At 68.1% G+C, this 13740-nt stretch carries 14 protein-coding genes and 1 other RNA gene; 9 read left to right on the forward strand and 6 right to left on the reverse strand.

The annotated features are described in order from the left end of the window. Nucleotides 1-107: 107 nt before the first annotated feature. From F3I62_RS00395 to F3I62_RS00410, 4 genes are all read right to left on the reverse strand, one after another. Nucleotides 108-590 (reverse strand): DUF4442 domain-containing protein, encoded by a 483-nt coding sequence (locus F3I62_RS00395; protein ID WP_160487722.1) that lies wholly within the window; start codon nucleotides 588-590, stop codon nucleotides 108-110. Nucleotides 591-597: 7 nt separating this feature from the next. Continuing rightward, nucleotides 598-1782 (reverse strand): 2-octaprenyl-6-methoxyphenyl hydroxylase, encoded by a 1185-nt coding sequence (gene ubiH / locus F3I62_RS00400; RefSeq protein ID WP_160487723.1) that lies wholly within the window; start codon nucleotides 1780-1782, stop codon nucleotides 598-600. 182 nt (nucleotides 1783-1964) lie between these two features. Then, a complete protein-coding gene (gene pepP / locus F3I62_RS00405; protein ID WP_160487724.1) occupies nucleotides 1965-3299 on the reverse strand; it encodes a Xaa-Pro aminopeptidase in 1335 nt (444 codons plus the stop codon). A gap of 14 nt (nucleotides 3300-3313) precedes the next feature. After that, on the reverse strand, nucleotides 3314-3871 hold the full coding sequence (locus tag F3I62_RS00410; RefSeq protein ID WP_160487725.1) for a YecA family protein: 558 nt from the start codon (nucleotides 3869-3871) through the stop codon (nucleotides 3314-3316). A gap of 190 nt (nucleotides 3872-4061) precedes the next feature. On the opposite strand from F3I62_RS00410, the gene F3I62_RS00415 reads away from it, so the two are divergent. From F3I62_RS00415 to F3I62_RS00430, 4 genes are all read left to right on the forward strand, one after another. Further along, entirely contained in the window at nucleotides 4062-4271 is a 210-nt protein-coding gene (locus tag F3I62_RS00415; RefSeq protein ID WP_160487726.1) for a TIGR02449 family protein, read from the forward strand. After that, nucleotides 4268-4582 carry a cell division protein ZapA gene (locus F3I62_RS00420; RefSeq protein WP_160077990.1) on the forward strand — a complete coding sequence of 105 codons (315 nt, stop codon included), beginning with the start codon at nucleotides 4268-4270 and terminating at the stop codon, nucleotides 4580-4582. Before F3I62_RS00415 ends, F3I62_RS00420 begins: the two co-directional genes overlap by 4 nt. A gap of 33 nt (nucleotides 4583-4615) precedes the next feature. Then, a non-coding RNA gene (ssrS, locus tag F3I62_RS00425) (6S RNA) lies at nucleotides 4616-4794 on the forward strand. Between the two features lie 7 nt (nucleotides 4795-4801). Further along, nucleotides 4802-5401, forward strand: coding sequence for a 5-formyltetrahydrofolate cyclo-ligase (locus F3I62_RS00430; RefSeq protein WP_160487727.1), 600 nt, complete (start codon nucleotides 4802-4804; stop codon nucleotides 5399-5401). 54 nt (nucleotides 5402-5455) lie between these two features. Here the strand turns inward: F3I62_RS00430 and F3I62_RS20260 are convergent, their stop codons facing one another. Further along, nucleotides 5456-5587, reverse strand: coding sequence for a hypothetical protein (locus tag F3I62_RS20260; RefSeq protein ID WP_256667576.1), 132 nt, complete (start codon nucleotides 5585-5587; stop codon nucleotides 5456-5458). A 201-nt stretch (nucleotides 5588-5788) separates the two neighbouring features. Between F3I62_RS20260 and F3I62_RS00435 the strand changes: the two genes are divergently transcribed. From F3I62_RS00435 to F3I62_RS00455, 5 genes are all read left to right on the forward strand, one after another. Continuing rightward, complete coding sequence (locus F3I62_RS00435) at nucleotides 5789-6238, forward strand: EVE domain-containing protein (RefSeq protein ID WP_160487728.1); 450 nt, start codon at nucleotides 5789-5791, stop codon at nucleotides 6236-6238. 50 nt (nucleotides 6239-6288) lie between these two features. Beyond that, nucleotides 6289-8154, forward strand: coding sequence for a diguanylate cyclase domain-containing protein (locus F3I62_RS00440; protein WP_160487729.1), 1866 nt, complete (start codon nucleotides 6289-6291; stop codon nucleotides 8152-8154). A 106-nt stretch (nucleotides 8155-8260) separates the two neighbouring features. Further along, nucleotides 8261-9331: an HlyD family secretion protein gene (locus tag F3I62_RS00445; RefSeq protein WP_160487730.1), complete on the forward strand. Its 1071-nt coding sequence runs from the start codon at nucleotides 8261-8263 to the stop codon at nucleotides 9329-9331. Continuing rightward, nucleotides 9328-12060 carry a ribosome-associated ATPase/putative transporter RbbA gene (gene rbbA, locus F3I62_RS00450; RefSeq protein WP_160487731.1) on the forward strand — a complete coding sequence of 911 codons (2733 nt, stop codon included), beginning with the start codon at nucleotides 9328-9330 and terminating at the stop codon, nucleotides 12058-12060. The genes F3I62_RS00445 and rbbA overlap by 4 nt, the downstream gene beginning before the upstream one ends. Nucleotide 12061: 1 nt before the next feature. Then, on the forward strand, nucleotides 12062-13186 hold the full coding sequence (locus F3I62_RS00455) for an ABC transporter permease (RefSeq protein WP_160487732.1): 1125 nt from the start codon (nucleotides 12062-12064) through the stop codon (nucleotides 13184-13186). Nucleotides 13187-13281: 95 nt separating this feature from the next. Here the strand turns inward: F3I62_RS00455 and F3I62_RS00460 are convergent, their stop codons facing one another. Then, on the reverse strand, nucleotides 13282-13698 hold the full coding sequence (locus F3I62_RS00460; RefSeq protein WP_160077976.1) for a flagellar basal body-associated protein FliL: 417 nt from the start codon (nucleotides 13696-13698) through the stop codon (nucleotides 13282-13284). Nucleotides 13699-13740 lie beyond the last annotated feature (42 nt).

Consider the following 13740-nt stretch of genomic DNA (forward strand, 5'->3'; position numbering starts at 1 on the left):
CGCAGTCGGCGAGCGATGGCCGGACAAGCTCGAAATGGCTGAGAACGCGCAGTCTACAGGCACTCAACGGGCATGCCGAAGGCATTTTTAGCGCCGCCGGCGCGGGCTCACGCCGCCTGCCGCGCACGGGGCTTGAGGCGCACATAGAGGGTCTTGTGCACGGTGGCCACCAGGTTGCCGGCACCGTCGCGGACCTCCACCTTGAGCTCGGGCAGGTACTTGTCACCCTGCGCGGTATGGCTGCGGATATCGCTGAGCAGGCTCTCGTCGATATGGAAGTCGGCATACACCGGGCCCTTGCCGGGTGCGACGAAGTCGATGTGCGCGGCCTTGTCCCAGACGATGTAATCGCGGCCGAGGTTCTCCATGATCATCAGCATGAAGAACGGGTCGGTCATGGAGTACAGCGAGCCGCCGAACTGGGTGCCGACATAGTTGCGGTTGTACCAGCCCAGGCCCATGCGGATGCGGATCGCGCGCAGATCCGGGGCCATCTTCAGCACGCGGATGCCGGCGCCCAGGTAGGGCGGGTAGAGGTTCATTGCCCAGCGCAGCAAACGCGCCTTGCGGGCCAGTCGGCGGTTACTCATGACGATCCTAGAGGGTGCGGGTACCCAGGCCCATGGCCTGGCGGGCGAACCAGTGCTTGGCCGGCGGCAGCAGGTCGAGGCCGAGCAGGCCGAGGGTGCGCCCGGCCACCAGCAGCGGTTCGTTGCGGCCGAACAGGCGGGTGACCTGGTCGGAGAAGCCGACGGTCAGCGCCTGGTCCTGCTGCTGGCGGCTGCGGTAGCGCTGCAGGGTGGCGAAGTCGCCGAGCGGCGCCGCGCTGGCCAGCAGGCAGTCGGCCAGGGCCAGGGTGTCGCGCAGCGACAGATTGTAGCCCTGCCCCGCCACCGGGTGCAGGCTGTGCGCGGCATTGCCGAGCACCACCAGGTGCGGGCGCACCTGCTCCTGGGCCTCGACCAGCGCCAGCGGGTAGACATGCCGGGCGCCGACCTGGCGCAGGGCGCCGAGGCGATAGCCGAAGGCCTGCTGCAGTTCGGCGAGGAAGGTACGCTCATCCAGCGCCTGCAGGCGCGCGGCATCATGGCCGGGACGAGTCCAGACCAGCGCGCAGCGGTTATCCGCCAGCGGCAGCATGGCCATCGGCCCGTCGTCGGTGAAGCGCTCGAAGGCCTGGCCCTGATGCGCCTCGCCCGGGCTGACGTTGGCGATCAGCGCGCTCTGCCCGTAGGGCGTGTGCCGGACCGCGATGCCCAGTTGCTCGCGCAACCCGGAACGGCCGCCATCGGCCAGCACGGCCAGGTCGCAGTCGAGGATAGCCTCGTCGTTGAGGGTCAGCCGGTAGCCGTCGTCCAGCGCCTGCAGGCGGGTGACTTCGGCCGGGCAGCGCCAGCTCACCACTTCCGGGTCGAGGGCCTGCCACAGGCAGTGGCCGAGCCAGGCGTTCTCCACCACATAGCCGAGGGCCGCCACGCCTTCGTCGGCGGCACTCAGGCGCGCGGCACCAAAGCGGCCGCGGTCGGAGACATGGATCTGGCTGATCGCCTCGGCGCGCGGGCTGATCGCCGACCACAGGCCGAGGCGCTCGTAGATCTGCCGGGTGCCGTAGGACAGCGCGGTGGAGCGCGCATCGTAGCTGGGCTGGTAGCTGTCGCCGGGGGCGAACGGCTCGACCAGCACGATCTGCCAGCCGCGCGCCTTGGCGCCGGCCTGCAGGGCCAGGGCCAGGCTGGCGCCGACCAGGCCGCCGCCGATAATCGCCAGCTGTACCCGCGCCATCAGACCACCTCTGCTAGCAGCGCCGGCGTCAGGCTGGCACCGAGCCGGACAATACCGCCACCGCTAATGGCCAACTGTACCCGCGCCATCAGGCCGCTCCCGCCGGCAACGCCAGCATCAGGCCGGTACCGAGCCGATCAATAGCACCGCCGCTAATCGCCAACCGCACACGACTCATGGGTTCAGGCCACCTGACTGCGTGCGGCGGCCATCAGCGCCTCGATCTCGGCGACCGACTTCGGCACGCCGCTGGTGAGGATCTCGCAACCGTACTTGGTCACCACCACGTCGTCCTCGATGCGCACGCCGATGCCGCGCCACTTCTTGGCCACGTTCGGGTTGTCCACGGCGATGTAGATGCCGGGCTCGACGGTCATCGCCATGCCCGGTTCGAGCACGCGCCACTCGCCGCCGACCTTGTATTCGCCGACATCGTGCACGTCCATGCCCAGCCAGTGGCCGGCGCGGTGCATGTAGAAGGGTTTGTAGGCTTCGCTGGCGATCAGCTCGTCGACCTCGCCTTCGAGCAGGCCCAGCTCGACCAGGCCGGCGGTGATCACCCGCACGGTGGCCTCGTGGGCCTCGTTCCAGTGCTTGCCCGGGGCGATGTGCTGGAACGCCTCCTCGTTGGCTTTCAGCACCAGCTCGTAGATGGCCTTCTGCTCGGCCGAGAATTTGCCGCTGACCGGGAAGGTACGGGTGATGTCGCTGGCATAGCAGTCGATCTCGCAGCCGGCGTCGATCAGCACCAGGTCGCCGTCTTTCAGCGGCGCATCGTTCTCGCGGTAATGCAGGATGCAGGCGTTCCTGCCGGCGGCGACGATCGAGCCGTAGGCCGGCATCTTCGCCCCGCCCTTGCGGAACTCGTAGTCCAGCTCGGCTTCCAGGTGGTATTCGGCGAGGCCGGCACGGCTGGCCTGCATGGCGCGGATATGGGCGCGCGCGCTGATCTCGGCGGCTTCCTTCATCACCTTCACTTCATTGGCCGACTTGTACAGGCGCATGTCGTGCAGCACATGGTCGAGGGCGACGAATTCGTTGGGCGGGGTGGCGCCCTGGCGGGCCTTGGAGCGAATCACATTGACCCACTCCATCAGCCGGTGGTCGAACTCCTGGTTGCGGCCGATGCCGTAGTAGACGCGCTCGCGACCTTCGATCAGGCCGGGCAGGATGTCGTCGATGTCGCCGATGGGGAAGGCATCGTCGGCGCCGTAGTTGCTGATCGCGCCGTCCTGGCCGGCACGCAGGCCGTCCCACAACTCACGCAGCGGATCGCGCTCGCGGCAGAACATCACGTATTCGCCATGGGCCCGCCCGGGGATCAGCACCAGCACCGCTTCCGGCTCGGGGAAGCCGCTGAGGTACTGGAAGTCGCTGTCCTGGCGGTAGACATGCTCGACATCGCGGTTGCGGATGTACACCGGCGCCGCCGGCAGGATGGCGATGCTGTTGGGTTCCATCTGCGCCATCAGCGCCTTGCGCCGCCGGGCGTATTCCGACTTGGGGATGCTGACCATGGCGATATCCGACCTTAATGCAGGGAAGGTTTGGCCGCGGCCACCGGCGCCGGCTTGGCGCATTCGGTGAACAGCAGCAACGGGGCGACGCGCAGGTACTCCGTCACTTCCATGTAATCGTTCTCGCCGTCCTCGGATTCTTCCAGGGCGCTCTGCACCTGGGAGATGGCGGACAGGTCCTGCAACACTTCCATGGCCTCGCCGCTCAGCGCGGTGTTGCCGAGGACCATGCCGAAGCCGTCGAGGAAGCCCTGGCACCACTGGCCCAGGGCCTGGGCCCGCTCGACCAGCGGCGCATCGTCGCCGGGCAGCAGCAGGACCACGGTGATGTCGCTGCCGGTCAGCTCACCCTTGACCATCTCCTGCAGGCCGATCAGCGCCTGGCGCACGTTGTCGGCCGGCTCGGCGCCGAGCAGCTCGACGGCATCGGCCAGCCAGGGCTCGACCTCGAAGCCGGCGCCGGCGCAGCTACGTCCGAGCAGCAGGCCGTGCAGCTCGGCGGGGGAAACGGGTTTGCCGCTGCTGGCGAGCAGGGCGGCGAAAGCGGAGTACGGCGAATTCGAAGAGGTCATGGGCAGCTAGGCGCTAGGCAGCGCAATGTCTAGAATGGAGGCTTCGTATCCTAGCACCGGCAGGCGCGGCAAGACCATCGAAGCCCGGCGCCGGCCGCGTGCGGCGAGCGTTCGATAATCGCGACCCGGTCGCCTCGCAGGCCCGACAATCCTTTATAGTTTCGCCACTCATCACCCAGGTAGGGAGCCCATGGAAGACGCCGAACTGCAAGCCCTGACGCGCAAGCTGGAGCTGTTGATCCAGCGCGTGGAGCAGCTCAAGGTGCAGAACCGTGCCCTCCTGGCCAGTGAGAAGGCCTGGCGCGAGGAACGCGCCCATCTGATCGAGAAGAACGAAATGGCCCGGCACAAGGTCGAATCGATGATTTCGCGCCTGAGAGCCCTGGAGCAGGACACATGAGTCAGTCGAACACCGTCACCGTGCACATCCTCGACAAGGAATACTGCATCGCCTGCCCGCCGGATGAGCGCGCCAACCTGGAAAGCGCCGCGCGCTACCTGGACGGCAAGATGCGCGAGATCCGCTCCGGCGGCAAAGTCATCGGCGCCGACCGCATCGCCGTGATGGCCGCGCTGAACATCACCCACGACCTGCTGCACAAGCAGCAGCGCCTGGATCAGGAAGCCAGCCACACCCGCGAACGCGTGCGCGATCTGCTCGAGCGCGTCGACGGTGCCCTGGCCGCCGATCCGGATGGCCTGGGACTCTGATTGCAGAGCCGCCGATTAGGGTATACTCGCGCCAGCTCCCTGGTGTGTTTGCCAGTCGGTGATGTCCCTGAGCCGATACGCACAACCACGGGGGTTGCAAGTGGGGCCGGTGTGCATGTCCGCCTGACGGAAAGCCTTAACGCCTCCTGCAATCTCCACCTTGAACTTTCGGGTTCAAGGGCTAACCCGACAGCGGCATAACCGGGGAGTCCCTTTTCCATGCTCGACGCCGGCACGCTTTCCCGCCCGGCCCTGCGCCGCCAACTCCGCCAGGCGCGCCGCGACCTCTCCGCACTGCAACAGCAACGCGCCGCCCTCGCCCTGTTCCGCCAGCTGGCCCAGCACCCGCTGTTCCGCCGTGCCCGGCATATCGCCCTGTACCTGGCCAACGACGGCGAGATCGACCCGCGTCCGCTGCTGCAGGCCGCCCAGCGCCGCGGCAAGGCCATCTACCTGCCGGTGCTCAGCGCCTGGCCACGCACCAGAATGAACTTCCAGCGCCTGCACCCGCACGATCGGCTGGCAGCCAATCGCTTCCGCATCGACGAACCCCGGAGCAACCGGGCCCGCCAGCGACCGGCCTGGGCCCTCGACCTGGTGCTGCTGCCGCTGGTCGGCTTCGACGAGAATGGCGGGCGCCTGGGCATGGGCGGCGGTTTCTACGACCGCGCACTGGCCTATCGCCATCTGCGCAAAAATTGGCACAAGCCGACGCTATTGGGGCTGGCCCACGAATGTCAGAAAGTCAGCAGGCTGGAGCTGGCCAGTTGGGATGTGCCGCTGAAGGCGGTGGTGACGGATGCCGGCTGGTACGGCTGAAGCGGAGGTGGGAACGATGGCGTCGCGATCCCTGCGACGCTCGTTTGCCTGCGTTTACTGCGGCGACTGGCTGGCCGCCTGATCGCCCTGACGCTCCCAGAGATTCTGGGTGTAACCCGTGGTAACCATGCCCAGACTGAACAGGATCACCAGTACCCACAATAGATCCGGCTTTTTACGCTTCATTGGTTGCCTCCCCCTTTACCAGGCACCCTGCATCGACTGACCGGTGGTGGTGTTGTTATTGGTCATGCAACGGCGTCACGTCCGAGCACCCTGCTCTCTGTGGAGCATTAGGAACCCGCATCCGACTGACGCCAAACGGCTGTCGCGAGCGGAAACGATGGTCACTCCGCCAACGAAGACCGGCAAACAGGAGCAAAGTTCATGCCTAACTGGCTGATGAAATCCGAACCCGAAGAGCTGTCGATCCACGACCTGCAGCGCCTCGGCCGCGCGCGCTGGGACGGCGTGCGCAATTACCAGGCACGCAACTTCCTGCGCAGCATGCAGGAGGGCGAGCTGTTCTTCTTCTACCACTCCAGCTGCCCCGAACCGGGCATCGCCGGGATTGCCCGGATCGTCGGCGCCACCTACCCCGACCCGACGGCTCTGGACCCGAACAGCCATTACTTCGACACCAAGGCCAGCCACGAGAAAAACCCGTGGAGCGCCATCGACGTGGAGTTCGTCGAGGCCTTCCCCCGCGTGCTGCCGCTGGCCCGCCTGAAGGCCGCGGCGGAGCTGGCCGGGCTGGCTCTGGTGCAACGCGGCAGCCGGCTCTCGGTGATGCCGGTGAGTGCCGCCGAGTGGGCCGCGGTCCTCGCCATGCGTTGAGTCTGCTGCGCCGCTGTGCTATCTGAGAGGGGTAGCCTCCGGAGCCGCCCATGCGCACACGTTCCGTCTGGCCGGCACGGCTGGCGCTGGCCTTCCTCTTCCTGGTGCTCTGCGGCGCCAGCCTGCTGCTCTGGCGCCAACTGGAGAGCGATCAGCAGGCACGCCTGGCGGAACGCCTCGACTACCAGGCGCGCACCCTCGCCCGCCAGCTGGAAAGCAACCTGCGCAACGAGGTGCAGAGCCTCGACCGCATCGCCCAGCGCTGGAACAAGCTCGGCCGCCTGCCCCGCGAGCAGTGGGAAGACGAGGTCAACCTGGCCCTGCAGGGCTTCCCCGCCTACCAGTCGATCCAGTGGATCGGTGCCGACCTGCAGATGCGCTGGCTGCTGCCGCTCAAGGGCAACGAGGCCGCCCGCGACTTCCGCCTGCTGGCCAGCCACCCCAACTACCCGATCGCCATGCAGGCCAGGAACAGCGGCGAACAGCGTTTCTCCAACAGTTTCGAACTGGTCCAGGGCGGCCGCGGCTTCGTCCTCTACACCCCGCTGTTCATCCGCGACGCCGCCGGCACGCGGACCTTCGACGGCTTCCTGCAGGGGGTGTTTCGCGTCGAGCCGCTGATGGACGAGCTGCTCTACAGCCTCGACAGCCACGAGTTCAGCGTCGAGCTGCTGGAGAACCGCACCCCGCTGTACCGCCACGACCAGCCGCACAGCCAGACCTCACTGACCCTGCTGGTGCCGCTGCGCCTGCTCAACAACCGCAATTTCAGCCTGCAGCTCAAGCCCAGCGACAGCCTACTGCACAGCCTCAGCCCGGCCTTGCCGCAGATCGTCCTGGGCGCCAGCCTGGCCATCAGCCTGCTGCTGGTCGCCGCCCTGGCCCTGGCCCTGGAGAACGCCCGGCGCGCCCAGGCCCTACAGGTCAGCAACCGCCTGCTGAATATCGAGGCGACGCGCCGCGAGGCGGTCGAGCAACGCCTGCGCGACAGCCGCGAGCGCCTGCAGCTGGTGCTCGACCTGACCGACTCCAGCCACGACAGCCTGTTCATCTTCGACACCCAGAGCCGCGAGCTGCTGCACATGAACCACGCCACCCATGCCAGCCTGGGCTATCGCGCCGAACAGTTCGCCCAGCTCCTGCGGGACGACCCGGAGCAGCTGCTGCCCGGCTTCCATGCCTGGCTGGAGCAGGTGCGCAGCGCCCAGCAGGACGAGCAGACGCGCATCTTCCAGCGCGAGATGCGCCGCCGCGACGGCAGCAGCCAGGCCGCCGAGATCAACACCCAGCTGGTGCAGCTGCACGAGCGCGAGTACCTGATCGCCGTGTCCCGCGACAACAGCGAGCGCCTCGCCCTGGAGGCGCGCCTGCAGCGCCTGTCGCAACTGGACGGCCTCACCGGCCTGTACAACCGGCGCTTCTTCGACCAGCAGCTGCACGCCGAGTGGCGGCGCCTGCGCCGTATCGGCGCGCCGCTGACCCTGCTGATGCTGGATATCGACTACTTCAAGGCCTACAACGATGCCCTCGGCCACCTGGCCGGCGACGATATCCTGCGCAAGGTCGGCGTGGTCCTGCAGGAATGCCTGCAGCGCGAAGGCGATGCGGCCTGCCGCTATGGCGGCGAGGAGTTCGCCATCATCCTCACCCACACCGGCCAGCAGGGCGGCGAGCATGTGGCGGCGCGGATCCACGAACTGATCGCCAACCTGGCCATTGCCCACCCCGCCAGCCCGCAGGGCCGCCTGACCCTGAGCATCGGCCTGGCCGAGGCCGAGCCGCTCAGCGACGAACACCCCGCCAGCCTGGTCGCCCACAGCGACCAGGCGCTGTACCGGGCCAAGCACGGCGGGCGCAATCGCACCTGCATCTGGAACAATAACGGCGTGCCGATCGCGCAGACGCAGAACCTCTAGAACGGGTGCCGGACCCCGCTTGACCTGCATCAACCGCTGCGCCGCACCGCGCAGTACAATGGCCGCCGCAACGCCCCGCCACCCCTGCCACAGAGAAAGGATGCCCATGGCCACGCGCAAAACCTGGACCGCTCGCCTCGCCCTGGCCGCCGCCCTTGTCGCCGGCGCCGGCCTGCTCTGGTATGAACTGCGCCCCGCCGGCCTGGGCGAAGGCTTCGCCAGCGGCAACGGGCGCATCGAGGCCACCGAGGTGGACGTGGCCGCCAAGCTCGGCGGGCGCATCGCCAGCATCGCGGTCGACGAGGGCGACTTCGTCCAGGCCCAGCAGGTCGTCGCGCGCATGGACACCCAGGTGCTCGAAGCCCAGCTGGCCCAGGCCCAGGCGCAGATGCGCCAGGCCGAGAACAGCCAACTGACCGCCAGCGCCCAGGTCAGCCTGCGCCAGAGCGAGAAGGTCACCGCCGAGGCCGTGGTGCGCCAGCGCCAGGCCGAACTCGCCGCCGCGCAGAAGCGCCACGCGCGCACCGCCGTGCTGGTCAAGCGCGACGCCATGGCCCAGCAGCAACTGGACGACGACCTGGCGCGCCTGCAAAGCGCCGAGGCGGCCCTGGCCGCGGCGCGTTCGCAGGTCAACTCGGCGGCCGCCGGCATCGTCGCCGCGCAGTCCCAGGTGATCGAGGCGCAATCGGCGGTGGAAGCAGCCAGGGCCAGCGTCGCCCGCCTGCAGGTGGACATCGACGACAGCCTGCTCAAGGCGCCGCGCGCCGGCCGCGTGCAGTACCGGGTGGCCCAGCCCGGCGAGGTGCTCGGCGCCGGCGGCAAGGTGCTCAACCTGGTCGACCTCGGCGACGTCTACATGACCTTCTTCCTGCCCGAGCGCCAGGCCGGCCTGGTCGCCCTCGGCAGCGAGGCGCGCCTGGTGATCGACGCGGTGCCGCAGTACGTGATTCCGGCCAGGGTCAGCTATGTGGCCAGCGTCGCCCAGTTCACCCCGAAGACCGTGGAAACCGCCAACGAGCGCGAGAAGCTGATGTTCCGCATCAAGGCGCGCATCGATCCCGCGCTGCTGCAGCGCCACCTGGCCCACGTCAAGACCGGCGTGCCTGGCATGGCCTACCTGCGCCTGGACCCGGCCGTCGAGTGGCCTGAACAGCTGGCGGTCAAGGTTCCGCAATGAGCGCCGCCCCGGCGCCGGTGGCCCGGCTGACCGAGGTCAGCCTGCGCTACGGCAAGACCTGCGCGCTGGATACGCTGAGCCTGGAGATCCCGGCGCAGTGCATGGTCGGCCTGATCGGCCCGGACGGCGTCGGCAAGTCCAGCCTGCTGGCGCTGCTGGCCGGCGCGCGCCAGATGCAGAGCGGGCAGATCGAGGTGCTCGGCGGCGACATGGCCAGCCGCGGCCATCGCCGGCGCACCTGCCCGCATATCGCCTACATGCCCCAGGGCCTGGGCAAGAACCTCTACCCGACCCTGTCGGTATTCGAGAACCTCGATTTCTTCGGCCGCCTGTTCGGCCAGGGCCCGGCCGAGCGCGAGCGGCGCATCGACGAACTGCTGCGCAGCACCGGCCTGACGCCCTTCCGCGAGCGTCCGGCAGGCAAGCTGTCCGGCGGCATGAAGCAGAAGCTGGGGCTGTGCTGCGCGCTGATCCACGACCCCGACCTGCTGATCCTCGACGAGCCGACCACCGGGGTCGACCCGCTGTCGCGCAACCAGTTCTGGGAGCTGATCGGCCGCATCCGCGCCCAGCGCCCGCAGATGAGCGTGCTGGTGGCCACCGCCTACATGGAGGAGGCCGAGCGCTTCGACCATCTGGTGGCCATGGATGGCGGGCGCATCCTCGCCACCGGCAGCCCCCAGCAACTGCGCGAACGCACCGCCTGCGCCAGCCTGGAGCAGGCCTTCATCGCCCTGCTGCCGGCAGACCGGCGCAAGGACCATCGCGCCCTGGTCATCCCGCCGCGGGCGCCGGGCCAGCAGGACATCGCCATCGAGGCGCGCGGCCTGAGCATGCGCTTCGGCGATTTCGTCGCGGTCGACCGGGTGGACTTTCGCATCGAGCGCGGCGAGATCTTCGGCTTCCTCGGCTCCAACGGCTGCGGCAAGAGCACCACCATGAAGATGCTCACCGGCCTGCTGCCGGCCAGCGAGGGCGAGGCGCTGCTGTTCGGCCAGCCGATCCAGGCCAAGGACATGGCCACGCGCAAGCGGGTCGGCTACATGTCGCAGTCGTTCTCCCTGTACGGCGAGCTGACGGTGCGGCAGAACCTGGTGCTGCACGCCCAGCTGTTCCACGTGCCGGCCGCGCAGATCGCAGCGCGGGTGGCCGAGATGGCCAGCCGCTTCGCGCTGGATGCTGTCATGGATCTGCTCCCCGAGCGCCTGCCGCTGGGCATTCGCCAGCGCCTGTCGCTGGCCGTGGCGGTGATCCACAAGCCGGAGATCCTGATCCTCGACGAACCCACCTCGGGCGTCGACCCGGTGGCCCGCGACGGCTTCTGGCAGCTGATGCTCGACCTGTCGCGCCAGGACGGGGTGACCATCTTCATCTCCACCCACTTCATGAACGAGGCGCAGCGCTGCGACCGCATCTCGCTGATGCACGCCGGCAAGGTGCTCGACAGCGACACGCCGCAGGGGCTGATGGCCAAGCGCGGCCTGCCGACCCTGGAAGCGACCTTCATCGCCTACCTCGAGGATGCCGTCGGCCAGGGCCAGCCCGGCCCGGCCGAGCCGACGCCGCCGGCCCCGGCCCTGCCGCCGCGCCCGGCGCAGCGCCAGCGCTTCAGCCTGCGCCGGCTGTTCAGCTATGCCCACCGCGAGACCCTGGAGCTGCGCCGCGACCCGATCCGCGGCGGCATGGCGCTGCTCGGCACCGTGCTGCTGCTGTTCATCATCGGCTACGGCATCAGCCTGGACGTGGAAGACCTGACCTTCGCCGTGCTCGACCGCGACCAGACCACCACCAGCCAGGAGTACCACCTGAACCTGGCCGGCTCGCGCTACTTCCTCGAACAGCCGCCACTGCACGACTACGCCGAACTGGAACGCCGCATGCGCAGCGGCGAGATCAGCCTGGCGGTGGAGATCCCGCCGCACTTCGGCCGCGACCTCAAGCGCGGCGACAGCCCGCAGATCGGCATGTGGATCGACGGCGCCATGCCGACCCGCGCGGAAACCATAAAGGGCTACGTGCAGGGCCTGCACCAGGACTACCTGCAGGCCCTGGCACGGCGCTCCGCGCAAACACAGGCCGCCAGCCTGGCCGAGCTGGAGGTGCGCTACCGCTACAACCCGGACGTGGAAAGTCGCCAGGCCATGGTGCCGGCCATGATCCCGCTGCTGCTGATGCTGATCCCGGCCATGCTCACCGCCCTCGGCGTGGTACGCGAGAAGGAGCTGGGCTCGATCATCAACCTCTACGTCACCCCGGTGACCCGCCTGGAATTCCTCCTCGGCAAGCAGCTGCCCTACATCGGCCTGGGCATGCTCAGCTTCACCCTGCTGGTACTCCTGGCGATCAGCGTGTTCGACGTGCCGCTCAAGGGCAGCCCGCTGACCCTGCTGCTCGGCGGCCTGCTCTACCTGGGCTGTTCCACGGCCCTCGGCCTGCTCATGTCGACCTTCACCAAGAGCCAGATCGCCGCGGTGTTCGGCACCGCCATCGCCACCCTGCTGCCGGCCATCCAGTTCTCCGGGCTGATCTACCCGGTGTCCTCGCTGGAAGGCATCGGCGCCTTCATCGGCCAGCTCTATCCGACCTCGCATTTTCTGGTGATCTCGCGCGGGGTGTTCTCCAAGGCGCTCGGCTTCGCCGACCTGTCCGCCTATTTCCTGCCGCTGCTGATCACCATTCCCGTGCTGCTGGGGCTGTGCGTGGCCTTCCTGAAGAAGCAGGAGGTCTGAGATGGAGCGCCTGGCGAACATCTTCCACCTCGGCCTCAAGGAACTGCGCAGCCTGCAGCGCGACATCGCCCTGGTGCTACTGATCGTCTGGGCCTTCAGCCTGGGCATCTACTCGGCGGCCACCAGCATGCCGGAAAGCCTGCACCACGCCTCCATCGCGGTGGTCGACGAAGACCGCTCGCAGCTTTCCGAACGGCTGATCCAGGCCTTCCAGCCGCCCTACTTCCGCACCCCGCAACGCATCGACCTGAGCCAGATGGACCGTGGCATGGATGCCGGGCGCTACACCTTCACCCTGAACATCCCGCCGGACTTCCAGCGCGACGTGCTGGCCGGCCGCAGCCCGGCGATCCAGCTGAACGTGGATGCCACCCAGGTCAGCCAGGCCTTCACCGGCGCCGGCTATATCCAGAACATCGGCAGCAACGAGGTGGCCGAATTCGTCCGCCGCTACCGCGCGGACCTGCCGCAACAGGCCGGGCTGGCCGTGCGGGTGGCATTCAACCCGAATCTGACGCGCACCTGGTTCGGCTCGGTGATGGAGGTGATCAACCAGATCACCATGCTGTCGATCATCCTCACCGGCGCCGCGCTGATCCGCGAGCGCGAGCACGGCACCATCGAACACCTGCTGGTGATGCCGGTGACGCCGCTGGAGATCATGCTGGCCAAGGTCTGGTCGATGGGCCTGGTGGTGCTGGTGGCGACGACCCTGTCGCTGCTGCTGGTGGTCGAGGGCTGGCTGCAGGTGCCGATCCAGGGCTCGCTGGCGCTGTTTCTCGGCGGCGCTGCGATGCACCTGTTCGCCACCACCTCGATGGGCATCTTCTTCGGCACGGTGGCGCGTTCGATGCCGCAGCTGGGCCTGCTGATCATCATCGTGCTGATCCCGCTGGAGATCCTCTCCGGCGGCACCACGCCGCGCGAGAGCATGCCCGAGCTGGTGCAGCGGATCATGCTGGTGGCGCCGACCACCCACTTCGTCGACCTGGCCCAGGCCATCCTCTACCGCGGCGCCGGGCTGTCGATCGTCTGGCCGCAGCTGCTGGCGATAGCCGGGATCGGCACGCTGTTCTTCCTCGGCGCCATGACCCGCTTTCGCAAGGCCCTGGCGCAGATGGCCTGAGCTGGCCGCAGGGTGCGTGGTGCGCACCGAGGCGTTGCGCGGGCGCTCTGGTGCGCGCGGCGCACCCTACGGGCACGGCGCCGTGAAGCGGAGCGTTACTGGATGATCAGGTTGTTGAACAGCAGGTCTTCGACGTAGGGCTTGCCTTCTTCCTGGTTGAGCACGTCCTGCACCTGCTTGAGCGCCTCCAGGCGCAGCTTCTCCTTGGCGTCCTGGCCGCTCATGCTGGCTTCGGTCTGCTGGGAGAACAGCATCACCAGCTGGTTGCGGATCAGCGGTTCGTGGTGCTCGACCTTCTCCTCGGCCTCGCTGCCGGTCACCCGCAGGGCGATATCGGCCTTGTAGAACTTCAGCTTGGGCCCCGGGCCGAAGTTGCCGACCAGCGCCGGCACCAGGCTGTAGTAGGCCACCTTGGGCGCCGCGTTCTCGCCTTCCGCCTCTTCGCCGCCGCTGTTGGCCAGGGCGGTAAGGGGCAGCGACAGGGCCAGCAGCAGAGCGATCCAGGTTTTCACGGCGGCAGTTCCTCACAAAAGTGTGGCGCTAGCATAGCCATT

Source organism: Pseudomonas sp. R-28-1W-6 (assembly GCF_009799925.1).
GTDB lineage: Bacteria > Pseudomonadota > Gammaproteobacteria > Pseudomonadales > Pseudomonadaceae > Aquipseudomonas.